The organism is Bacillus sp. FSL K6-4563 (genome assembly GCF_038630405.1).
Lineage (GTDB): Bacteria > Bacillota > Bacilli > Bacillales > Bacillaceae > Bacillus > Bacillus pumilus.
Window position 1 is genome coordinate 942,442 of sequence record NZ_CP152030.1, and the last position, 19,219, is coordinate 961,660.

Here is a 19,219-nt window from a genome sequence, read left to right on the forward strand (position 1 = left end):
AACGATAATAAGAAAGAAGAGGTTTTATGAAAAAAATATTTGCGAACAAATATAGCTTTTTTGTATTGGCTGTCCTTTTATTTTGGGCGAAATCGTATGCAGCCTACAAAATGGACTTTAATTTAGGAGTGAAAGGTTCTTTTCAAGAGGGTCTTCTCTTATTAAATCCATTTAGTTCAGCCATTGTGTTTTTGGGACTGGCTCTCTTTTTGAAGGGTCGTAAATCTGCCATAGTATTAATTGTGATTGACTTTATTATGACCGCACTTTTATATGCGAATGTAGCGTACTACCGTTTCTTTGATGACTTTTTGACTTTCTCCACAATGAAGCAAGCAGGCAATCTTGGAGGAGGTATGACTGGCGGTGTGTTATCTAGTATTAAGCCGCATGACCTTTTGTATTTCCTTGATATTATTATCTTGATTGCGATTGTGATTTGGAGACCAGAAGTGAAGAAATTCCAAATGAAAAAGACATTTGCACTGTTGATTGTGGCTGCAGGTGTAGGACTGTTCTTTGTAAACCTTCATTTAGCTGAAAAGGACCGTCCAGAATTATTAACAAGAACATTTGATCACAAGTATGTTGTCAAATATTTAGGTGTTTATAATTATACGATTTATGATGGAGTACAATCAGCACAAAATGCAACACAGGTAGCAAATGCGAGCAGTGAAGATTTAACGGATGTTGTAAACTATACAGCTTCTCACTATGCAAAGCCAAACGCAGAGTATTTCGGTAAAGCTAAAGGGAAAAACATTATTAAAATCCATTTAGAAAGCTTCCAGTCTTTCTTAATTGACTACAAACTAAATGGAGAAGAAGTGACACCGTTTTTAAACAAGCTGGCTCATGGGAAAGAGGACTTTACGTATTTCGATAACTTCTTCCATCAGACAGGTCAAGGAAAGACAGCTGATGCTGAGCTAATGATGGATAATAGTATGTTCGGCTTGCCAGAGGGAGCAGCGTTTGTGACAAAAGGTGAAAATACGTACCAATCACTCCCTGCCATCCTAGATCAAAAAGCAGGCTATACGAGCGCAGTGCTTCACGGGGATTACAAATCTTTCTGGAACCGTGACACGATTTATAAGCATATGGGATATGATCAATTCTTCGATGCTTCACATTACAACATGGATGAAGAAAATCTTGTGAATATGGGTCTGAAGGATAAACCATTCTTTAAAGAATCAATCCCGATGCTAGAATCAATGAAAAAACCATTTTATGCACATTTAATGACATTGACTAATCACTATCCATTTAATTTAGATGAAAAAGATGCGACGATTGCTAAGGCAACAACTGGTGACAAAACAGTAGATAACTACTTCCAAACAGCAAGATATCTAGATGAGTCATTAGAGCAATTCTTTAAAGACTTGAAAAAATCAGGTATGTATAAAGACTCTGTCATTTTATTATATGGTGATCATAATGGTATTTCTGAAAACCATAACCGTGCAATGAGTGAAATTCAAGGGAAAGAAATTACACCTTATCAAAATGCACAGAACCAGCGTGTACCACTCATGATTCGTATTCCTGGCAAACAGGGCGGCGTGAACCATACGTATGGTGGTGAAGTAGACGTGATGCCTACGCTTCTTCACTTACAAGGTATTGATTCAAATGAGTATGTGAATTTTGGAACAGATCTATTCTCTAAGAAACATGATCAAACTGTTGCATTCCGTAACGGAAACTATGTGACACCAAAATATACACTTGTAGATAACACTGTCTATGATACAAAAACAGGTAAAGTTGTGAAACAAAATAAAAAAACAGAGGCGATTAAAGCCCGTGTCGATAATCAGTTAAGCCTTTCAGATAAAGTGCTTTATAGGGATCTTCTTCGATTCCATAAGCTGTCTGATTTTAAACCAGTGAATCCATCTGATTATTTCTATGGTAAATCAAAAGAAAAAGAAGAGGATTCTTCTGCTAAGTAACTGAGTTTTGGGCAAGCACAGAAGGGTGCTTGCCTTTTTCTCTCTCATCGCTTGATTTGTTGGCAAATTATGTTTATATTTAGGGTGATACAAGCGTGATGCTGGCGTGCAGCTAGCGAAACTCATTTCGTCCTAGGGGATTTCAGGAGGAGCTTATGACAACAAATACAAAAACACAAAAAAAGAAATCAGAAGTATGGGGCTGGCTCAAAGCGATCTTAATCGCATTCATTGCCGTTTTTATCATTCGTAACTTTTTATTCGCACCGTATATTGTAAAAGGGACCTCTATGGATCCAACATTGCATAATACAGAGCGGGTTTTTGTGAATAAAACGGTTGATTATTTCGGCGATTACAAACGGGGACAGATCATAGTTCTTGATGGGGAAGACCGCAGTACTCATTATGTTAAGCGGTTGATTGGTTTACCTGGTGATAAAATTGAAATGAAAAATGACCAGCTGTATGTCAATGGTCAAAAGGTGGCAGAGCCTTACTTAGCGTCAAACAAAAAGAAAGCAGCCGCAGATGGCATCTTGCTGACACCTGATTTTGGTCCTCTTACCGTTCCAAAAGGCAAGTATTTTGTCATGGGTGACAATCGTCAAAACTCAATGGACAGTCGTAATGGCTTAGGTCTTTTTACAAAGAGTGATATTCAAGGAACGACATCATTTGTGTTTTATCCTTTCCAAGACGTTCGACTACTCAATAATGAATGAAACATAAAAAAGCACACAGAGGTGTGCTTTTTTCTAATTCATTCAGCCTGGCTTTTTTTGATCGCCTGTTCAAGATCTGCAATTATGTCTTCAATCGCTTCTGTTCCAACAGATAAACGAATAAGCTCTGGTGTGACGCCTGTCGCTTTTTGTTCTGCTTCACTTAATTGCTGATGCGTTGTGCTGGCAGGATGAATGATCAATGATTTAGAATCGCCCACATTTGCGAGATGTGAGAAAAGTTTAACTGAATCAATAAGCTTTTTACCTGCTTCTCGTCCACCTTTAATACCGAATGTGAGAATGGCGCCTTGTCCTTTTGGTAAATAGGTTTGAGCAAGCTCATAAGATTCATGGCTTTCAAGACCTGGGTAGCTTACCCAATCTACAAGAGGGTGATCTTGTAAGAATTGCGCTGTTTTTAACGCATTTTCACTATGTCGCTCGAGACGCAGATGCAAAGTTTCTAGGCCTTGCAGAAGTAAAAATGAGTTGAAAGGTGACAAGGCTGCTCCTAAATCCCGTAAGAGCTGCACACGTGCTTTTGTGATATAAGCCGCTTCTCCAATTGCTTCGGTATACGTCAGGCCGTGATAACTTGGATCTGGTTCAGTCAGCCCTTTGAACTTATCACTGTCGGCCCAAGGAAACTTGCCGCTATCGACAATGACACCGCCAATTGATGTACCATGACCGCCAATGAATTTTGTAGCGGAATGGACGACAATGTCTGCGCCAAACTCAATCGGTCTTAATAAATATGGGCTTGCGAGCGTATTGTCCACAATAAGCGGAATGTGGTGCTTGTGTGCAATGGCTGAGATGGCTTCAATATGTAGAATGTCGCCTTTAGGATTCCCAATACTCTCTGCATACACTGCCTTCGTTTTGTCTGTAATCGCTGCTTCGAGTTCTTCAAGGTTGGATGAATCGACAAATTTCACTGTAATGCCGAGCTTTTTAAGCGTATGAGCAAACAGATTGTAGGTGCCTCCATAAAGGCTGCTGGAGGATACAATTTCGTCACCAGCTCCTGCAATATTTAAAATAGAATAAGTGGTCGCTGCTTGTCCAGAAGAGACAGCAAGTGCACCAATGCCGCCCTCAAGCTCGGCGATCCGTTTTTCAAAGACGTCATTTGTGGGGTTCATAATGCGAGAATAAATATTTCCGGGTTCCTGCAGTCCGAATAAATTCGCCGCATGCTCACTATCTCTAAAACCGAAAGAGCTTGTTTGGTAAATAGGCACGGCTCTTGAATAGGTTGCTGAATCAAGCTCCTGACCTGCGTGAATGGCTTTTGTTTCTAAACGGAATGGACGTTCTTCTGACATGTGTGTATCCTCCTTTTGTTAGATAAAACCAACTACTTTGATAAGAAATATTTAATAAGACTATAAATCTTGTTTCGAGCTTGGTCAATCATTTTTTTAGATAAATCTGAAAAAATAATAAATAAAGTTGATGGGCTTTTTTAATTTCAATGAGGAAGGGTGTGGATACGCTGGATGAAAAGAGGGATTGTTGCATTAGAGAGTACGGATCAGTTTTTTTGAAAGCAATCAATCATTGCCAACTAGTGAAATCATGGGAATGTCTATGCTGTAAGTTGTTTTTTCATAAAAAGAAGCGAATCATATGTTGGATGTTACTCAAGAAAAGAAAGGGCTTTTTTCCCAATGGACTTTCTTGTATATACATATTTTAAGTGACAAGAGAAGAAGGGAAATAGACTCACTCTTTTATCGGAATTATCAGTAAATATTTCATAAATGGTGTGTTAACGACATATAATTAGGACCTTTTTATCTGATATATCGGGGGAATTCTTTCTATTTCACAAAAAAGAAATAATATATAAAGGGATTGATAAAAATGGACTATTTCAAAAAAAGAAGAAAAAAGATGGTTTAATTGCCATTATATGGGTTTTGTGGTTCTTAAGGAGTGGAAAAATCTAGCTAATAAGATAGGGGTCTTGCACTTAAAAGTGAAGAATTGAATAAAAAGTCACATTTTATCCGAAAGTACGTTCGGTCAAAAATGGGATCTTCTGTTGATGTTTGGAGAGTAGAGCCTATGATACGATCATCATAAGCTGGGAGGTGAAAAGTATGACTTATGCAGCGCCGCAAGTTGACTATTCCACTATGGAACCTGCTATTATGGACCAAGCTTGGTTCTTAGTATTTGTTGCTGTCCTTCTTGGATTGGGGGCAACAGTTGTTCTAGGAGCAGCAGTTTGGTGTTTAGCAAACGGCAAGGGTAGCTTTACAGGAGCCGTTCAGTGGGAAAGTGGCTTAAAAGTCCAAATTGAATGTAAGTAGCTATACTTAGGATTCATCTTTTTACTTCTATGAAATGACACCAAGGCTAAACCGTCTGTGGCGGGCGGTTTAGCCTGATCTGTTTTTAAAGAATATGCAGACACTTGGAGGTTATATGTTTACGATCGAGAAATTAACCAAGACGTATAAAAATAACGTGACTGCTGTCAATGATTTTCATTTAAAAATCGACCCTCATCAAATCGTTGCTGTTGCTGGACCGAATGGTTCTGGTAAAACAACGATGATTAACTGTATACTCGGCATCATTAAGCATACAGAAGGAACGATTCTGTTGCAGGATGTCACAAATGACGAACCATCCTTTAAAAAACAAGTAGCCTATGTTCCAGATGATCTGCTGCTCCCTGAAGCATTGACTGGGGCTGAATATTTAGATTTTGTTTCTTCTATGTATGAATGTAAAACAATTCATAGAAGAAATCAACTAATTGAACTGTTTGATATGGACTCGGCTTTATCAAGACCGATTGAAACCTATTCACATGGTATGAAAAAAAAGACACAGCTGATTGCCGCCTTTATGCTTGATAGTCAATTGGTGATCATGGATGAGCCCTTTAGAGGACTTGATATTGAAGCGGTTATAAACACAAAGAAACTGATGAAGCGTTATGCCGAGCACCATGGTGCGATCTTGCTTTCAACGCATGATATGCTTTCAGCGGAAGAGCTGTGCCACAAAATCGCCATTATTTCTAAGGGAAATAAAATGGATGAAGGAACGGTCTCAGCCTTAAAAGAGAAGTATCAATCAAGCACATTGGAACAGGTGTTTCTGAAAGCTTCAATGTTAAGTGATAGGGGTGCACATTTTGATGAAATCATTAATCATTTCTAGAATGATGCTTAAAATGTGGCAGCAGGAGATGTATAAGCTCTTTGATACTCAGACGAAGCGGATCATTGTGATCTTATTCTTTTTATTTGCCGTCACAATGGGCGCCATCATCGGATACAGTTTTACGGGTGTCTTTATGAAGGCTTTCTTAAATGGCGATGAGCGCTCACTAGGATTACTCGTTGTGTCAATGGCGATCAATGCATCCATCTTTACTAGCCTGTTATTCATTTTGATCAAGGTCAGAACGCCTGAGCAAGACCGTTTTTCTATGCAGCTCAGCTGGTTCCCGCTTTCTACCTTTCAGAAAAGCCTTGGTTACTTTATTCCGATGGTGACAGTAGTGGCAGGACTTGTTTTATTTTTTATCGGTATTCTGCTTTTACCTAATTTTATTGCCCAGGGAATAGGTATTTTCTTTATCTTTACGTTCTTTTTGATGGTGATTTTGCAATCGCTTTTTGTCTTAATGCTTTTGCAACTCATTTATAATATGACGTATTTGGTCATTCTGAAATTAAAATTACCGTTGCAAAAATTTGCAGCGATCTTTGTTTTATTAGCACTGGTTGTAGCGTATGGAATGACGCATTTTGATATCAGTCAAATTCAGCAATCATATATACAGTTTGATTATCATTTGATGTATTTTACAGCACCGTTTTTCTTAGCGGCTCAAGGGATGTCTCCTGAAGGGGTAAACTATGCAATTTTGATTCTGTTTATCCTTTTATCGGCGAGCGGTGCATTTCTTTCCCTTGCGATGATGCCGATTATGGCAGAGAAAAAAGCGTTAACCTTCTTAAACAAACTGCCGTTCTCTTCTTCAAAAAAATGGTCACTTATTGTAAAGGAAATGAAATCACAGGTGCGAAATGAAGAAAACATTTTAAACTTTCTCATTCTCCTCATTGTGATCTTATTCGTCCGTTATCAATTTGGATTCCGTTTTGAAGAAGAAGCATTTTTTGTTCTCTGCGCTCTTGCTGGATTAACCGCCTTCAATTCATTTGGCAATGATAAACGAATGCTGGGGATGTACAAAACATTTGGTCTAAGATCGTGGGAAGTGGCTCTGTATAAGTTTATCGGGCTTTTGTTTGTTGGTGTACTGCAAATTGCAATCTTCATGCTGACAACGCTGACGCTTCCTGATCAGGTTTGGAACGTATTGATTGGGGCCGCTGTCTTATGCAATGCCACTGCGCTCTTTTATGTAGTAGGTATTTTACTTCCGCTTGATCGGAACAATCCTTACACAGGCATTTTTTCATTTGGAGCACTTATTTTACTCATGATTCCGATTGTTTTTATTGGAAACTATGTCATAGGGGAGTCGAGTCAAACGCTTCAGTGGCTGCTTGTAGCTGCATTTGAAGGTCTGCTCATCTTTGCCATATACAAAGGTTTTTCATGGAGGTATTCACATGATTCAACTTCTTAACAATAAGCTAAAGATTGAGCGGGTACCGGCTTTCGTGCCGTATGTGACCTTACAAAAGAGGCATCTCACGGATACGCAGTATGGAAGCACACTCCCGATTAATGAAAGTGCCTATCATATGTTAACGAAAGTAGATGGCAAAAGGACAGAAGCGAGTATTACCACAGAGCTCGCCGATTTGTTTCAGGTCGATGAGTCTGTGATTTCTCGTGACTTTTATCAACTGATAATGGGGTTGAATCAGCACCACTTACTGTCTATTCATTATCAATCACCATATCGGATTGTGACAGCCTGCTGTCAATTTTTCAAGCAGTATCAAGTGAAAATGAAGGAACGATTTGATTGCACTGGTCACTCGTTCCTTCATATTTTTGGGACAGCATTACTCATGGTGACGCGTAAAATCATCTTTTTCTGGATGCTATTTATGGTCATGGCAGGAATCGCTTTTTTATTCATTCCTGACCGGTCGATTGCAGCCATTGCGATTTATTTTACAATTATTTATTTTGGATTAATTACGGGAACGGCCTTACATGAGGCAGCACATGGCTATACGCATCGGAAATTTGCGGGACGGGATGGTCCACAAGGTTTTTTTGCAAGTGATATGATGTCAGTGAAATTTGTGAGACCGGTATTAGATCCGTTTCAGAAAAAGCAGGTATGGATTACCCTGCTTGGGCCGCTTGTCCCAGGTGTGATCGGAGCAGCAGGGATCATTGTGACCGTATTATGTCTAAAAGAAAATCCAATTTCAACAGGTTTCTTTATTTTTTCAATCACGTATTTTATTCAATTACTCTATCTTCTTCCATTTATGGGGGATGGTAAATCCATTATGAAGCAGCTATTGCTTGGGGGAATGGGAGGACAACGATCATGAACGTACAGGCGATGAAACAAGGTGCTATTGTTGGTGGTTTTCTGGGGTTTTTAGGCTTTCCGATGCTGACAATCGGCATATTATTCTATCATTTATTTCAATCAAAAACGAATGATGCTTTATTATTTAACAGTCTCGCTTTTGAGATGGAAGGTTCATCCGCATTTACTTTTCAAATCAAGCCAAACTTTTTTATTTATATGATTGTGATTTTTGCCGCGAGTTTTCTCATTGTGGCTATCTTATCAGCCATGAAGCAGAAAAAAGCGAAAGGTTAGGAGAATTCTCCTAATCTTTTTTTTGTATGTTCAACCAAATTTTAGTATAATAGAAAATAAAAAACATCAAAGGGGATCTCAATGTTAAAAAAATGGAGTGTTCTTATATTCACTGTTTTTCTATTAGCAGGATGCGGTGAGAAGGCTGAAGAAACCACGCAAACCGAGAAGACGGTATCGACAATAAACACGGAGTCTGCTACTAAGAAGCAAGTAACCATCGAACAAATGAAACTGACAAAAAAAGAAAAAAACTTACTAGAAGCATCAACCACTAATGAAATGGTCGCTTTGACAATAAAAGGATTAACGAAGAAGGATAAGAGTATTACGTTTATCGGGAGTCATTATAAAAATGGCCGATTAGCTAATAAGGAAGCGTCATCTGCCACCTTTACTTTACATCAGGATGGAACCGACCAAACGATGAATGTGCTCTTACAATTAAGGCATGAGAAAGATACATATGAATCACAATTTAGTATGTGGTCAGACAACAAGAACGAGGGAATGACGAAAGCAACAGCAAGCTTTCCGTTCAAAGTAAGTGACTATGTTTTTTCTGCACAATCTGAAACTGTCAAAGTCTCTTCTGGAGGAAAGGCACTGATTGCGTATACAGCGGCAATGGGGAAAGACGGAAATTCACCAATGCTTGAAGAGATTGAGAAAAATCCTAAGCAAGCGCTGAAGAATAAGTCACATGCCTACTTATTTTACATCCAGCTCGATAAATAACTATCGTAATATATACGGAGAATATGAAGTTTTTTGACGAAAAATCTTCATATTCTCTTGACGAATTGTTTAGGAAGTTGTAACATAATAAAGGTCAACGCGATGACGTTGCTTTTGAAAAATTGATGCGGGTGTAGTTTAGTGGTAAAACCTCAGCCTTCCAAGCTGATGTCGTGAGTTCGATTCTCATCACCCGCTCCAATACATAATTTTTGTTAATAACGCAGTATTTCGTTTCTTAGATAAACGAAGTGTTGCGTTTTTTATTATGTCAGTATAATGTGAAAAAGCTCTGTCAAGCTACAGTGCTTTTTCAATAAATTCATATTTACTTTCTCCACCATGTATTTGTACAAACATCTTCGTCAAGGATTGGATGAGAGCTTCACTCTTTTCCCGGGAAATAGATGGCGGAAACAGAATGATTTGCAGAATGTTTTTTGTGTCTTGAGAAATGTGTGCTTTACTTGGTTGAGAAAATAATCCCTTAAGTCCTGCGTTGTCCTGCCATTCAATGTAACCACTCTCATGTTTTGCTAGTGAAAGCGGCTCTTCTATGCGATCAGCATCGAATGTCAGGATAGGCAAGAAATATTTTAAAGAGAAAAAGATCGACAAATCCTGTACGGAATTGGTCGAGTCAATAAATTGTTCCTTTTGGATATCAGCAAGAATTGGCAGGAAAGGAACGTCTTTTAAAAGGTCCGTCCATTCTTTGATTGCTGATACTTCTTCTAAGACTTTATCTTCGTATTCAAAGAATAAAGATTCTTGAAACAGGCGTAGCCGGCCTTTTAACATTTGAGGGGATGTGCCAACTTCAATATGCGAATATTCAATCTGTCCAACATGGATAGACGGGTTGTCAGGATGAGAAATTTCCATATGTATCTTCACAGTGACTCACTCCAATCGGTCATGATACACTCGTATTATACTGAAAACAACAGAAGAAACAAAGAAAGGAGGTTTGCAAGGTGATTCATGTTGGAGAATTAAAAGAAGAATTGATTCAATATGCGAAAGAAATTGGTGTCGATAAAATCCGATTTGCAAGTGCTGATACATTTGATTCATTAAAAGATCGCCTCATCTTACATGAATCGTTAGGGTATTTGTCAGGCTTTGAAGAGCCTGATATCGAAAAACGAACAAACCCTTCTTTGCTGCTTCCGAAGGCCAAATCAATTGTTGCGATAGCGCTCGCGTATCCTTCCAAAATGAAAGATGCTCCTCGAAGTACAAAGGATGCAAGAAGAGGGATCTTTTGCCGTGCTTCTTGGGGAACAGACTATCATGTTGTGCTGAAAAAAAAGCTCGATATGCTCGAGGAATTCTTGCGAAGCAAACATGTCGATATACGAACAAAATCAATGGTGGATACAGGGGAGCTGTCCGATCGTGCAGTAGCGGAACGTGCTGGCATAGGTTTTAGTGCGAAGAACTGTATGATTATCACGCCAGAGTTTGGGTCTTACGTGTATTTGGCTGAAATGATCACAAATGTCCCATTTGAACCGGATGAAAAAATTGAAGACCAGTGCGGAACGTGTAATAAATGTGTTGATTCGTGTCCAACTGGTGCACTTGTAAATCCAGGACAGCTGAATTCCCAGCGATGTATTTCCTTTTTAACGCAAACGAAAGGATTTTTGCCTGACGAGTTTCGTTCGAAAATAGGAAATCGTTTATATGGGTGTGATACGTGCCAAATTGTCTGCCCGATCAATAAAGGGAAGGACTTTCACCTGCATCCTGAAATGGAGCCGGATCCTGAAATTGCGAAGCCGCTCTTAAAGCCGCTTCTTACGATCAGTAATCGTGAGTTTAAGGAAAAATACGGTCATGTTTCAGGTTCATGGCGGGGGAAAAAGCCAATTCAGCGAAATGCGATTTTGGCACTTGCTCACTTTAAAGATACATCTGCCTTACCCGTGTTGATTGATTTGATGCACAAGGATCCAAGGCCTGTTATTCGAGGCACGGCTGCTTGGGCAATTGGGAAAATTGGCGACGAGCAGCTACTCCCAGAGCTGGAAAAAGCCCTTGAGCGGGAAAGTGATGAGGAAGCGAAACAAGAAATTGTCAAAGGGATTGAGTTTTTACAGACACCTTTAAATACTAAATAACATCTCTGTGAACATAGAATGAACCAAACAGAGATTTTAAAAAAAGTTTGGTGGTGTCTGTGTGAAACAATTATTAGAGCAAACATTAGAAGACAGGCTTGGTTATTTATTAAATGGAAGTGCAATCAAACAGCCGCAGCTCATGTCTGATGTGGAAGCAGTCGAACGGAAAAAAGAGCTTTTTGCTAGAAGACAGGTGGAGATTGTCAAGGCGAAGGCGAAAGCAACACTCCTAGATTCAACGATTCAGGATGATGGGGCTCAGCATGTGCAGTATCTTGCTCATCTCACTTATGTATGCAAGGATGTAGACGATTCTTTTTATTTAGAGGAACAAGTAGAAAAAAGAGAAGCGTTCCTTTACAACGACATGCTTGTGAAAGATCGGATAATGCTAGAAAAGCGGCAAATGGAAGAGCAGGTGGATGAGCGCTTTCAGACCGAAGAACAGTTTGGGAGAGCCTTTCACTATGACCGGCGGGCAGCCGTACAATATGCGGAGACGTACTGGAATAAACGAAATCCCGCCTATAAAAACTTCGATGATAACTGCACAAATTTTATTTCACAATGCTTGAAGGCAGGGAATGCGCCAACGAGAGGGTATCCGAACCGCGGATCTGGCTGGTGGGTGCGGCCGCATACGTGGAGCTATAGCTGGACGGTGGCTCATTCGATGAAAAATTATTTAGCGAATTCGAAAGCGGGTTTAAGAGCAAAGAAACTCAAGGAAGCGCAGGAGCTTCAAATTGGTGATGTCATTTGCTACGATTTTGAGGGAGATGGCAGGTATAATCATACAACCATTGTCGTCGATCACGATAAAGGCGGAATGCCTCTTGTGAATGCTCAGACATATGACAGCCGAATGCGTTATTGGTCGTATGAGGATTCGACCGCCTATACACCAGCTATTCGTTATACGTTTTTTCACATTTTGGACGATGCCGCGAAGGGTAGTTAATGGTATAATGTTGAGCGGAAAAGAAAATTAGAGGTGAACTTTTTTGGGACTTCATGTCGTTTTATATCAACCAGAGATTCCAGCTAATACTGGAAATATTGCGCGTACATGTGCAGCAACAAATACAACCCTTCATCTGATTCGTCCGCTTGGTTTTTCGACAGATGATAAAATGCTGAAGCGTGCAGGACTCGATTATTGGAAATATGCCAATGTCGTCTATCATGACTCGCTTGATGAATTGTTTGAGGCTCATCCGAAGGGACAATTCTTCTATATCACAAAATTTGGCCAAAAGCCGCATACGACATTTGATTACTCTCAGTTAGATGAAGATTACTTCTTCGTTTTTGGCAGAGAGACAAGTGGATTGCCGAAAGATTTGATCGAGCGGAATATGGACCGCTGCCTTCGTTTACCGATGACAGAACATGTTCGTTCTCTGAATCTATCGAATACGGCAGCAATTCTTGTGTATGAGGCACTTCGACAGCAGCAATATCGAGATCTGATATAAGGTCAAGAAGAAAGCTGGGATACCAATCTCGGCTTTTTTTATATGAGATAAGGAACAAAATATGATTTGTTCAGTCTATTTTTTGACATATTGAAAAAATCGAAGCACAGTGAATAAGCAGGTGCTAAAAACAACGAACTAAATGAAAAAAGGATGTTCCGCTCATGGAACATCCTTTTTTTCATTTACCAGGCTTGCCTTCGTAGCCAGCTGTGAAAATGGATACTAAAAACGTAATGATGACGCCCATCATAATGACCGTTCTCATATAAGCTCCCCCTTATCCCTTTGTTTCTATCGCTGCCTGTTTCATATGATGTGAAGTTCGCCTTGAAAAGCAAGAGAAGAAGATCATTTTTCTCCTGTTTTTCCTTTATTATGAAGGGTCTTGCGGATGGTTGTCAATTCAGTTTGCCAATTCGTCATTTTGAAGAACGAAAGCATGTAATAGGACGCCTCCGCATAGATTGTAAAACAGTATCTGATTACTTGCTTCAATCTTGAAAGAGGAGGTTCATATGGATATTTTAAAGAAAATCGAACAGCACAGAGAAGAAGAGCAGCGTCTTAAATGGGAAGGCACATTTGGAGAGTATTTAGACATTATAAAGGAAAATCCACTTGTCGCTCAATCTGCTCATTCTCGCGTTTATCATATGATTAAAGACAGCGGGATTGAAGAGGAGAATGGGGTCAGAACGTACAAATTTTTTGATCAGGAGCTTTTTGGATTAGAGGAATCATTGGAAAGATTAGTGGAGGAATACTTTCACCCTGCTGCCAAGCGCCTCGATGTGAGGAAGCGTATTTTGTTATTGATGGGACCAGTGAGCGGGGGGAAATCTACGCTTGTTACTAGGCTGAAAAGAGGACTAGAGGAATATTCACTGACAGATCATGGCGCAGTCTATGCGATCAAAGGCTGCCCGATGCATGAAGATCCGCTTCATCTTATTCCGCAAAATCTGCGGGAGGATTTTTATAGAGAATATGGCATTCGTGTGCAGGGGAATTTGTCCCCTCTGAATATGATGAGGCTGGAAGAGGAATATGGCGGACGAATTGAGGATGTAAGGGTTGAACGGATCTTCTTCTCAGAGGATAAACGGACCGGTATTGGTACCTTTAGTCCGTCTGATCCGAAATCTCAGGACATTGCTGATTTAACAGGAAGCATCGATTTTTCAACCATTGCTGAATTTGGATCAGAGTCAGATCCAAGGGCCTACCGCTTTGATGGAGAACTCAATAAAGCAAACCGAGGGATGATGGAGTTTCAGGAGATGTTAAAGTGTGATGAGAAGTTTCTATGGCATCTTCTGTCATTAACGCAGGAAGGAAATTTTAAAGCAGGCCGTTTTGCCTTGATTAGTGCAGATGAATTGATCATTGCTCATACGAATGAAACCGAGTACCGGTCGTTTATTTCAAATAAAAAGAACGAGGCCTTGCATTCAAGAATTATTGTGATGCCGATTCCTTATAACTTGAAGGTGACAGAGGAGGAACGCATTTATCATAAAATGATTTCAGAAAGTGATGTTTCTGATGTGCATATTGCCCCGCATACGCTGAAAGTAGCAGCGATGTTCTCCATTTTGACAAGACTCAAAGAGCCGAAGCGTTCTGATATTGATTTGGTGAAAAAAATGCGTCTGTATGACGGAGAAAGTGTCGAAGGCTTCCAATCTGCTGATATTGATGAGATGAAAAAGGAATTTCATGATGAAGGGATGAGCGGAATTGATCCACGATATGTGATTAACCGCATTTCATCCACTATTATCCGGAAGAATATGGAGTCGATCAATGCGCTGGATGTTCTTCGTTCGTTAAAAGAAGGACTCGATCAGCATCCGTCTATCTCTAGCGAGGACCGGGAGCGCTATTTGAATTTTATTTCTGTTGCGCGAAAAGAGTACGACGATATTGCCAAGAAGGAAGTACAAAAGGCATTTGTGTATTCCTATGAAGAGTCTGCGAAAACACTGATGGATAATTACTTAGATAATGTCGAGGCGTATTGCAACAAAAACAAGCTGCGTGATCCGTTAACCGGTGAAGAAATGAATCCTGATGAAAAGCTTATGCGTTCAATTGAAGAGCAGATCGGAATTTCTGAAAATGCGAAAAAGGCATTTAGAGAAGAAATTCTGATTCGTATTTCGGCTTATGCGAGAAAGGGCAAACGCTTTGATTATAATTCTCATGAGAGATTGCGTGAGGCGATTCAGAAGAAGCTGTTTGCTGATTTAAAAGATGTGGTGAAAATCACGACGTCAACGAAGACACCGGATGAACAGCAGCTGAAGAAAGTGAATGAAGTAGTGGCTAGATTAATTGATGAACATGGCTATAATTCAACAAGTGCAAATGAACTTTTAAAATATGTAGGCAGTCTTCTTAATCGTTAATAAAGGAAGGAGGCATTATTGGCGCACCTGCACCGGTAATGTCTTTTTTAGAAATGACCGTCAACTTGGGTGACGAGCAGCATAAGATAAAGGAATCGGTGGTTAGAAGAATTGTGCAAACAGGTGAGGAGGGGGATGGATGTCCCGGCAAGAAAAAAGTCAGTTTATTGTATCTCAGGAAGACTGGTCCCTCCATCGAAAAGGCTATGACGACCAGCAGCGTCATCAGAAAAAGGTCAAAGAAGCGATTAAAAACAATTTGCCGGATCTTGTCACAGAAGAAAGCATTATCATGTCTAACGGAAAAGATGTTGTGAAAATTCCAATTCGTTCGTTAGATGAATATAAAATTCGGTACAACTACGATAAAAATAAGCATGTGGGTCAAGGTGATGGAGATAGCGAGGTAGGCGATATTGTCGCACGTGATGGATCAGACAGTAAGCAAGGGCAAGGAAAGGGGCAGAGCGCAGGAGATCAGGCTGGAGAGGATTATTACGAAGCAGAGGTCTCATTAATGGATCTTGAGGAAGCGCTGTTTCGGGAATTAGAGCTACCAAACCTTAAACAAAAGGAGCTTGACGACATTATTGTCGAGCAAATTGAGTTTAACGATATTCGCAAAACCGGGTTAACAGGGAATATTCATAAAAAACGAACGATGCTCTCAGCATTTAAACGAAATGCAATGACAGGCAGTCCTTCCTTTTATCCAATCTACCCAGAGGATATCAAATATAAGACGTGGAATGAAGTGACCAAACCAGAGTCGAAAGCCGTCGTTTTGGCAATGATGGATACGAGCGGAAGTATGGGACTTTGGGAAAAATATATGGCGAGAAGTTTTTTCTTTTGGATGACACGTTTCTTACGGACAAAGTATGAGACGGTCGATATTGAATTTATTGCCCATCATACAGAGGCGAAGGTTGTAGATGAAGAGCATTTCTTCTCGCGCGGCGAGAGCGGGGGGACGATTTGCTCCTCTGTCTATCGAAAAGCACTAGAGCTCATAGACGAACGTTATCCGCCATCGCGATATAATATTTATCCTTTTCATTTTTCTGATGGAGACAATTTGACCTCAGACAATGCACGGTGCGTAAAGCTTGTTTCTGAAATTATGAAAAAAGCCAATTTATTCTGTTATGGTGAAGTGAATCAATACAACCGGCATTCTACATTAATGTCAGCATATAAGCATATACAGGATGAGAAATTTAAGCATTATATTTTGAAGCAAAAATCAGATGTTTTTCTCGCCCTAAAAAAATTTTTTCAGCAGGAAGAAGTTCTTTCGTAAATAGCACATTTGAAAAAACCTTTCAGCATAAGGGCTGAAGGGTTTTTTGTATGGAGAAGGAAGGGATCACCAGAAAAAAAGTAAAACTTTCTCTTTGACATTTCAATTTTCATTTATTAATATTTAATCTTGTTAAATATAAGTTTTTCAAAAAAGATGCCGATCGTCTTTTCTTCTTTTTCTACTCTTTGCTCATGAGTGAACAATAAGTATAAATGGGCTGCACACCATTATTCATGCGGGGAAGATGAAGGAGATATAACAGTTTTATGAGCTTGCTTCATATTCTGTCAGATGATGGGCATTCTAAGTTTGCTAAAGCAGATGACACTATATTTTTATACATGAAAGGAGAAACAAAACATGAACAGAGGGCGTTTATTGCTAACGAACATTATTGGCCTTATTGTAATTCTTGCCATTATTGCCGGAGGTGCTTATTACTACTACGAAAGCACAAATTTTGTCAAAACTGACGAGGCGAAAGTGACAGGTGACATGTATCAAATCACAGCACCAGCAGCTGGACAAATCAAAGGCTGGGATATCAATGAAGGTGACGAAGTGCAAAAAGACAGCACAGTTGCAAAAGTTGAAGGAGAAACAAAAACAAACATTAAATCAGTGGCTGATGGCACATTAGTCAAAAAAGAAGTACAAAACAATCAACAAGTGCAGCCTGGTACAGTTCTTGGTGAAACGATTGATTTAAGCAAGCTTTACATCACAGCGAATATCAAAGAAACAGATATTAAAAACATTGAAAAAGGCGACAAAGTTGACATCGTCGTAGATGGTGATCCTGATACAACATTTGAAGGAACAGTTGAACAAATTGGTTATGCGACAAACTCAACATTCAGCATGCTGCCAGCAACAAATTCAAGTGGTAACTATACAAAAGTCACACAAAAAGTAGCAGTGAAAATTTCAATTAAAAATCCATCAGACAAAGTACTTCCTGGTATGAATGCTTCTGTCAAAATTTCATCTTAATGATGATTGATATCAAAAAATGAAAGGAGGTTGTCTGAGATGGCAAATCAACCTGCAGCAACAAAACAGGGAGCAGGCTCCTTGTCTTTACTGATCATTTTAATGGCCGGCTTGTTCGTAGCGATTTTGAACCAAACACTTCTGAACGTAGCCATGCCCCATTTAATGACTGAATTTAATGTGAGTGCAACGACGATTCAGTGGCTTACAACAGGTTATATGCTTGTCAACGGTGTGCTGATTCCGTTATCTGCGTTTTTAATCACACGCTTTGGACAGCGCAGCTTATTCTTAGTTGCCATGATCTCGTTTACACTAGGGACCTTTATTTGCGGGATTGCGCCGAACTTTTCAACGATGCTTATCGGTCGTTTGATTCAGGCAATCGGCGGCGGTATTCTGCAGCCGCTTGTGATGACAACAATCCTTTTTATTTTCCCTCCTGAAAACAGAGGGAAAGGAATGGGGATTTTCGGTCTTGCAATGATGTTTGCTCCAGCGGTAGGACCAACATTATCTGGTTACATTATTGAAAATTATTCTTGGCGTATTATGTTTTATGGACTTGTTCCAATCGGAGCAATTGTCATTATCGCGGCTTTCTTTATGTTTAGAAATATTGTAGAGCCTAAAAAGATCAAGCTGGACGGCCTTGGTGCGATTCTTTCCATCGTTGGTTTTGCTTCGCTTCTATACGGAGTGAGTGAAGCCGGAAGTGATGGCTGGACAGATCCGATCGTCTTATCGACGATTATTGTTGGTGCGATTGCGATCATTCTCTTTATTTTCCAACAGCTGAAAGTTGATAATCCGATGCTTGATTTCCGTGTGTTTAAATACAGCATTTTCTCATTATCAAGTGTTATTAATATTATTATTACAGTTGCCTTATACACTGGGATGTTCTTACTTCCGATTTATTTGCAGAACCTCGTTGGATTTACGGCATTGCAATCCGGGCTATTAATGCTTCCGGGGGCACTTGCGATGCTGATTATGTCCCCGATTTCAGGGATTTTGTTTGATAAATTTGGACCTCGTCCGCTTGCGATTGTGGGGATGCTCATTACCGTTGTCACCACATTCGAGTTTACAAGGCTGACCATTGATACATCATATAGTCACATTGTACTCATGTATGCAGTGCGTGCATTCGGTATGTCACTCCTTATGATGCCGGTGATGACAGCTGGGATGAACCAATTACCACAGCACTTAAACAGCCATGGTACAGCGATGTCTAATACATTAAGACAAATAAGCGGTTCGATCGGTACGAGTTTGATCACAACGATTTATACGAATCGGACAACATTCCATTATTCCAATATGGCGGATCAAACAAATACAGCGGACCCATTCTTTATGAATTCATTCCAGGCGGCTGTGTCGAATGTGATGCATCATATGGGCATGACAGCTGAAGCTGCTCAAAAATATGTATCCACCCAGCTCTTTACGAAAGCACAGGTTGATTCAAACGTAATGGGTATCAATGATGCTTACATGTGGGTAACGTTATTCTGTGCCGCTGGTGTCATTCTTAGCTTGTTCCTGCGTGATGTACGTAAGGATAAAAAGCGAAAAGATCAGCAGCATAAAAAACAAGAAATAACACTGCTTCCAGCACCTAAGGAAGCAAACCAAGATGCAAGATAAGTGTGGA

17 protein-coding genes and 1 tRNA gene are annotated in these 19,219 nt (G+C 39.8%); 16 read left to right on the forward strand and 2 right to left on the reverse strand.

Annotated elements, in window-relative coordinates:
- The first annotated feature begins 26 nt into the window (after window positions 1-26).
- Window positions 27-1,967 (forward strand): LTA synthase family protein, encoded by a 1,941-nt coding sequence (locus MHH54_RS04585; protein ID WP_342500742.1) that lies wholly within the window; start codon window positions 27-29, stop codon window positions 1,965-1,967.
- 155 nt (window positions 1,968-2,122) lie between these two features.
- A complete protein-coding gene (lepB, locus tag MHH54_RS04590; RefSeq protein WP_003211638.1) occupies window positions 2,123-2,692 on the forward strand; it encodes a signal peptidase I in 570 nt (189 codons plus the stop codon).
- 38 nt (window positions 2,693-2,730) lie between these two features.
- On the opposite strand, the gene MHH54_RS04595 is transcribed toward lepB, so the two are convergent.
- The gene (locus tag MHH54_RS04595) at window positions 2,731-4,026 is read right to left on the reverse strand and encodes a homocysteine synthase (RefSeq protein WP_003211883.1); all 1,296 of its coding nucleotides are present in this window, start codon (window positions 4,024-4,026) and stop codon (window positions 2,731-2,733) included.
- A 780-nt stretch (window positions 4,027-4,806) separates the two neighbouring features.
- On the opposite strand from MHH54_RS04595, the gene MHH54_RS04600 reads away from it, so the two are divergent.
- The 7 genes from MHH54_RS04600 to MHH54_RS04630 all read left to right on the forward strand — a co-directional run bounded on the left by MHH54_RS04600 (window position 4,807) and on the right by MHH54_RS04630 (window position 9,431).
- Window positions 4,807-5,019: a hypothetical protein gene (locus tag MHH54_RS04600; protein WP_003211695.1), complete on the forward strand. Its 213-nt coding sequence runs from the start codon at window positions 4,807-4,809 to the stop codon at window positions 5,017-5,019.
- A gap of 115 nt (window positions 5,020-5,134) precedes the next feature.
- Entirely contained in the window at window positions 5,135-5,881 is a 747-nt protein-coding gene (locus tag MHH54_RS04605; protein WP_050945447.1) for an ABC transporter ATP-binding protein, read from the forward strand.
- Window positions 5,859-7,325 carry a hypothetical protein gene (locus MHH54_RS04610; protein WP_340989153.1) on the forward strand — a complete coding sequence of 489 codons (1,467 nt, stop codon included), beginning with the start codon at window positions 5,859-5,861 and terminating at the stop codon, window positions 7,323-7,325. The genes MHH54_RS04605 and MHH54_RS04610 overlap by 23 nt, the downstream gene beginning before the upstream one ends.
- Window positions 7,309-8,214, forward strand: a complete 906-nt coding sequence (locus tag MHH54_RS04615; RefSeq protein WP_106029882.1) for a PqqD family protein — start codon at window positions 7,309-7,311, stop codon at window positions 8,212-8,214. Before MHH54_RS04610 ends, MHH54_RS04615 begins: the two co-directional genes overlap by 17 nt.
- Window positions 8,211-8,492 (forward strand): hypothetical protein, encoded by a 282-nt coding sequence (locus tag MHH54_RS04620; RefSeq protein WP_003211021.1) that lies wholly within the window; start codon window positions 8,211-8,213, stop codon window positions 8,490-8,492. The genes MHH54_RS04615 and MHH54_RS04620 overlap by 4 nt, the downstream gene beginning before the upstream one ends.
- A gap of 81 nt (window positions 8,493-8,573) precedes the next feature.
- Window positions 8,574-9,230, forward strand: coding sequence for a hypothetical protein (locus tag MHH54_RS04625; RefSeq protein ID WP_003211065.1), 657 nt, complete (start codon window positions 8,574-8,576; stop codon window positions 9,228-9,230).
- Window positions 9,231-9,357: 127 nt separating this feature from the next.
- Window positions 9,358-9,431: transfer RNA gene (locus MHH54_RS04630), tRNA-Gly, on the forward strand.
- Window positions 9,432-9,530: 99 nt separating this feature from the next.
- On the opposite strand, the gene MHH54_RS04635 is transcribed toward MHH54_RS04630, so the two are convergent.
- Window positions 9,531-10,127, reverse strand: coding sequence for a hypothetical protein (locus MHH54_RS04635; protein WP_223251207.1), 597 nt, complete (start codon window positions 10,125-10,127; stop codon window positions 9,531-9,533).
- A gap of 83 nt (window positions 10,128-10,210) precedes the next feature.
- Here MHH54_RS04635 and queG point away from each other — a divergent pair, with 83 nt between their 5' ends.
- The 7 genes from queG (at window position 10,211) to MHH54_RS04670 (ending at window position 19,212) form a co-directional block, all read left to right on the forward strand.
- Entirely contained in the window at window positions 10,211-11,359 is a 1,149-nt protein-coding gene (gene queG / locus MHH54_RS04640; RefSeq protein ID WP_106029965.1) for a tRNA epoxyqueuosine(34) reductase QueG, read from the forward strand.
- A gap of 61 nt (window positions 11,360-11,420) precedes the next feature.
- The gene (locus MHH54_RS04645; RefSeq protein WP_106029883.1) at window positions 11,421-12,323 is read left to right on the forward strand and encodes an amidase domain-containing protein; all 903 of its coding nucleotides are present in this window, start codon (window positions 11,421-11,423) and stop codon (window positions 12,321-12,323) included.
- Window positions 12,324-12,366: 43 nt separating this feature from the next.
- Window positions 12,367-12,840, forward strand: coding sequence for a tRNA (uridine(34)/cytosine(34)/5-carboxymethylaminomethyluridine(34)-2'-O)-methyltransferase TrmL (gene trmL / locus MHH54_RS04650; RefSeq protein WP_003211950.1), 474 nt, complete (start codon window positions 12,367-12,369; stop codon window positions 12,838-12,840).
- A gap of 518 nt (window positions 12,841-13,358) precedes the next feature.
- Window positions 13,359-15,254 (forward strand): PrkA family serine protein kinase, encoded by a 1,896-nt coding sequence (locus MHH54_RS04655; RefSeq protein ID WP_342500743.1) that lies wholly within the window; start codon window positions 13,359-13,361, stop codon window positions 15,252-15,254.
- A 139-nt stretch (window positions 15,255-15,393) separates the two neighbouring features.
- On the forward strand, window positions 15,394-16,557 hold the full coding sequence (gene yhbH, locus MHH54_RS04660) for a sporulation protein YhbH (RefSeq protein WP_003211440.1): 1,164 nt from the start codon (window positions 15,394-15,396) through the stop codon (window positions 16,555-16,557).
- 363 nt (window positions 16,558-16,920) lie between these two features.
- A complete protein-coding gene (locus MHH54_RS04665; protein ID WP_003211200.1) occupies window positions 16,921-17,553 on the forward strand; it encodes an HlyD family efflux transporter periplasmic adaptor subunit in 633 nt (210 codons plus the stop codon).
- A gap of 39 nt (window positions 17,554-17,592) precedes the next feature.
- Window positions 17,593-19,212, forward strand: a complete 1,620-nt coding sequence (locus tag MHH54_RS04670; RefSeq protein ID WP_003211187.1) for a DHA2 family efflux MFS transporter permease subunit — start codon at window positions 17,593-17,595, stop codon at window positions 19,210-19,212.
- Window positions 19,213-19,219 lie beyond the last annotated feature (7 nt).

Bases quoted from the DNA above. Each gene is read 5' to 3' on its own strand.
- MHH54_RS04585 (WP_342500742.1), top strand. From the start codon at position 27: ATGAAAAAAATATTTGCGAACAAATATAGCTTTTTTGTATTGGCTGTC.
- lepB (WP_003211638.1), top strand. From the start codon at position 2,123: ATGACAACAAATACAAAAACACAAAAAAAGAAATCAGAAGTATGGGGC.
- MHH54_RS04595 (WP_003211883.1), bottom strand. From the start codon at position 4,026: ATGTCAGAAGAACGTCCATTCCGTTTAGAAACAAAAGCCATTCACGCA.
- MHH54_RS04600 (WP_003211695.1), top strand. From the start codon at position 4,807: ATGACTTATGCAGCGCCGCAAGTTGACTATTCCACTATGGAACCTGCT.
- MHH54_RS04605 (WP_050945447.1), top strand. From the start codon at position 5,135: ATGTTTACGATCGAGAAATTAACCAAGACGTATAAAAATAACGTGACT.
- MHH54_RS04610 (WP_340989153.1), top strand. From the start codon at position 5,859: ATGAAATCATTAATCATTTCTAGAATGATGCTTAAAATGTGGCAGCAG.
- MHH54_RS04615 (WP_106029882.1), top strand. From the start codon at position 7,309: ATGATTCAACTTCTTAACAATAAGCTAAAGATTGAGCGGGTACCGGCT.
- MHH54_RS04620 (WP_003211021.1), top strand. From the start codon at position 8,211: ATGAACGTACAGGCGATGAAACAAGGTGCTATTGTTGGTGGTTTTCTG.
- MHH54_RS04625 (WP_003211065.1), top strand. From the start codon at position 8,574: ATGTTAAAAAAATGGAGTGTTCTTATATTCACTGTTTTTCTATTAGCA.
- MHH54_RS04655 (WP_342500743.1), top strand. From the start codon at position 13,359: ATGGATATTTTAAAGAAAATCGAACAGCACAGAGAAGAAGAGCAGCGT.
- yhbH (WP_003211440.1), top strand. From the start codon at position 15,394: ATGTCCCGGCAAGAAAAAAGTCAGTTTATTGTATCTCAGGAAGACTGG.
- MHH54_RS04665 (WP_003211200.1), top strand. From the start codon at position 16,921: ATGAACAGAGGGCGTTTATTGCTAACGAACATTATTGGCCTTATTGTA.
- MHH54_RS04670 (WP_003211187.1), top strand. From the start codon at position 17,593: ATGGCAAATCAACCTGCAGCAACAAAACAGGGAGCAGGCTCCTTGTCT.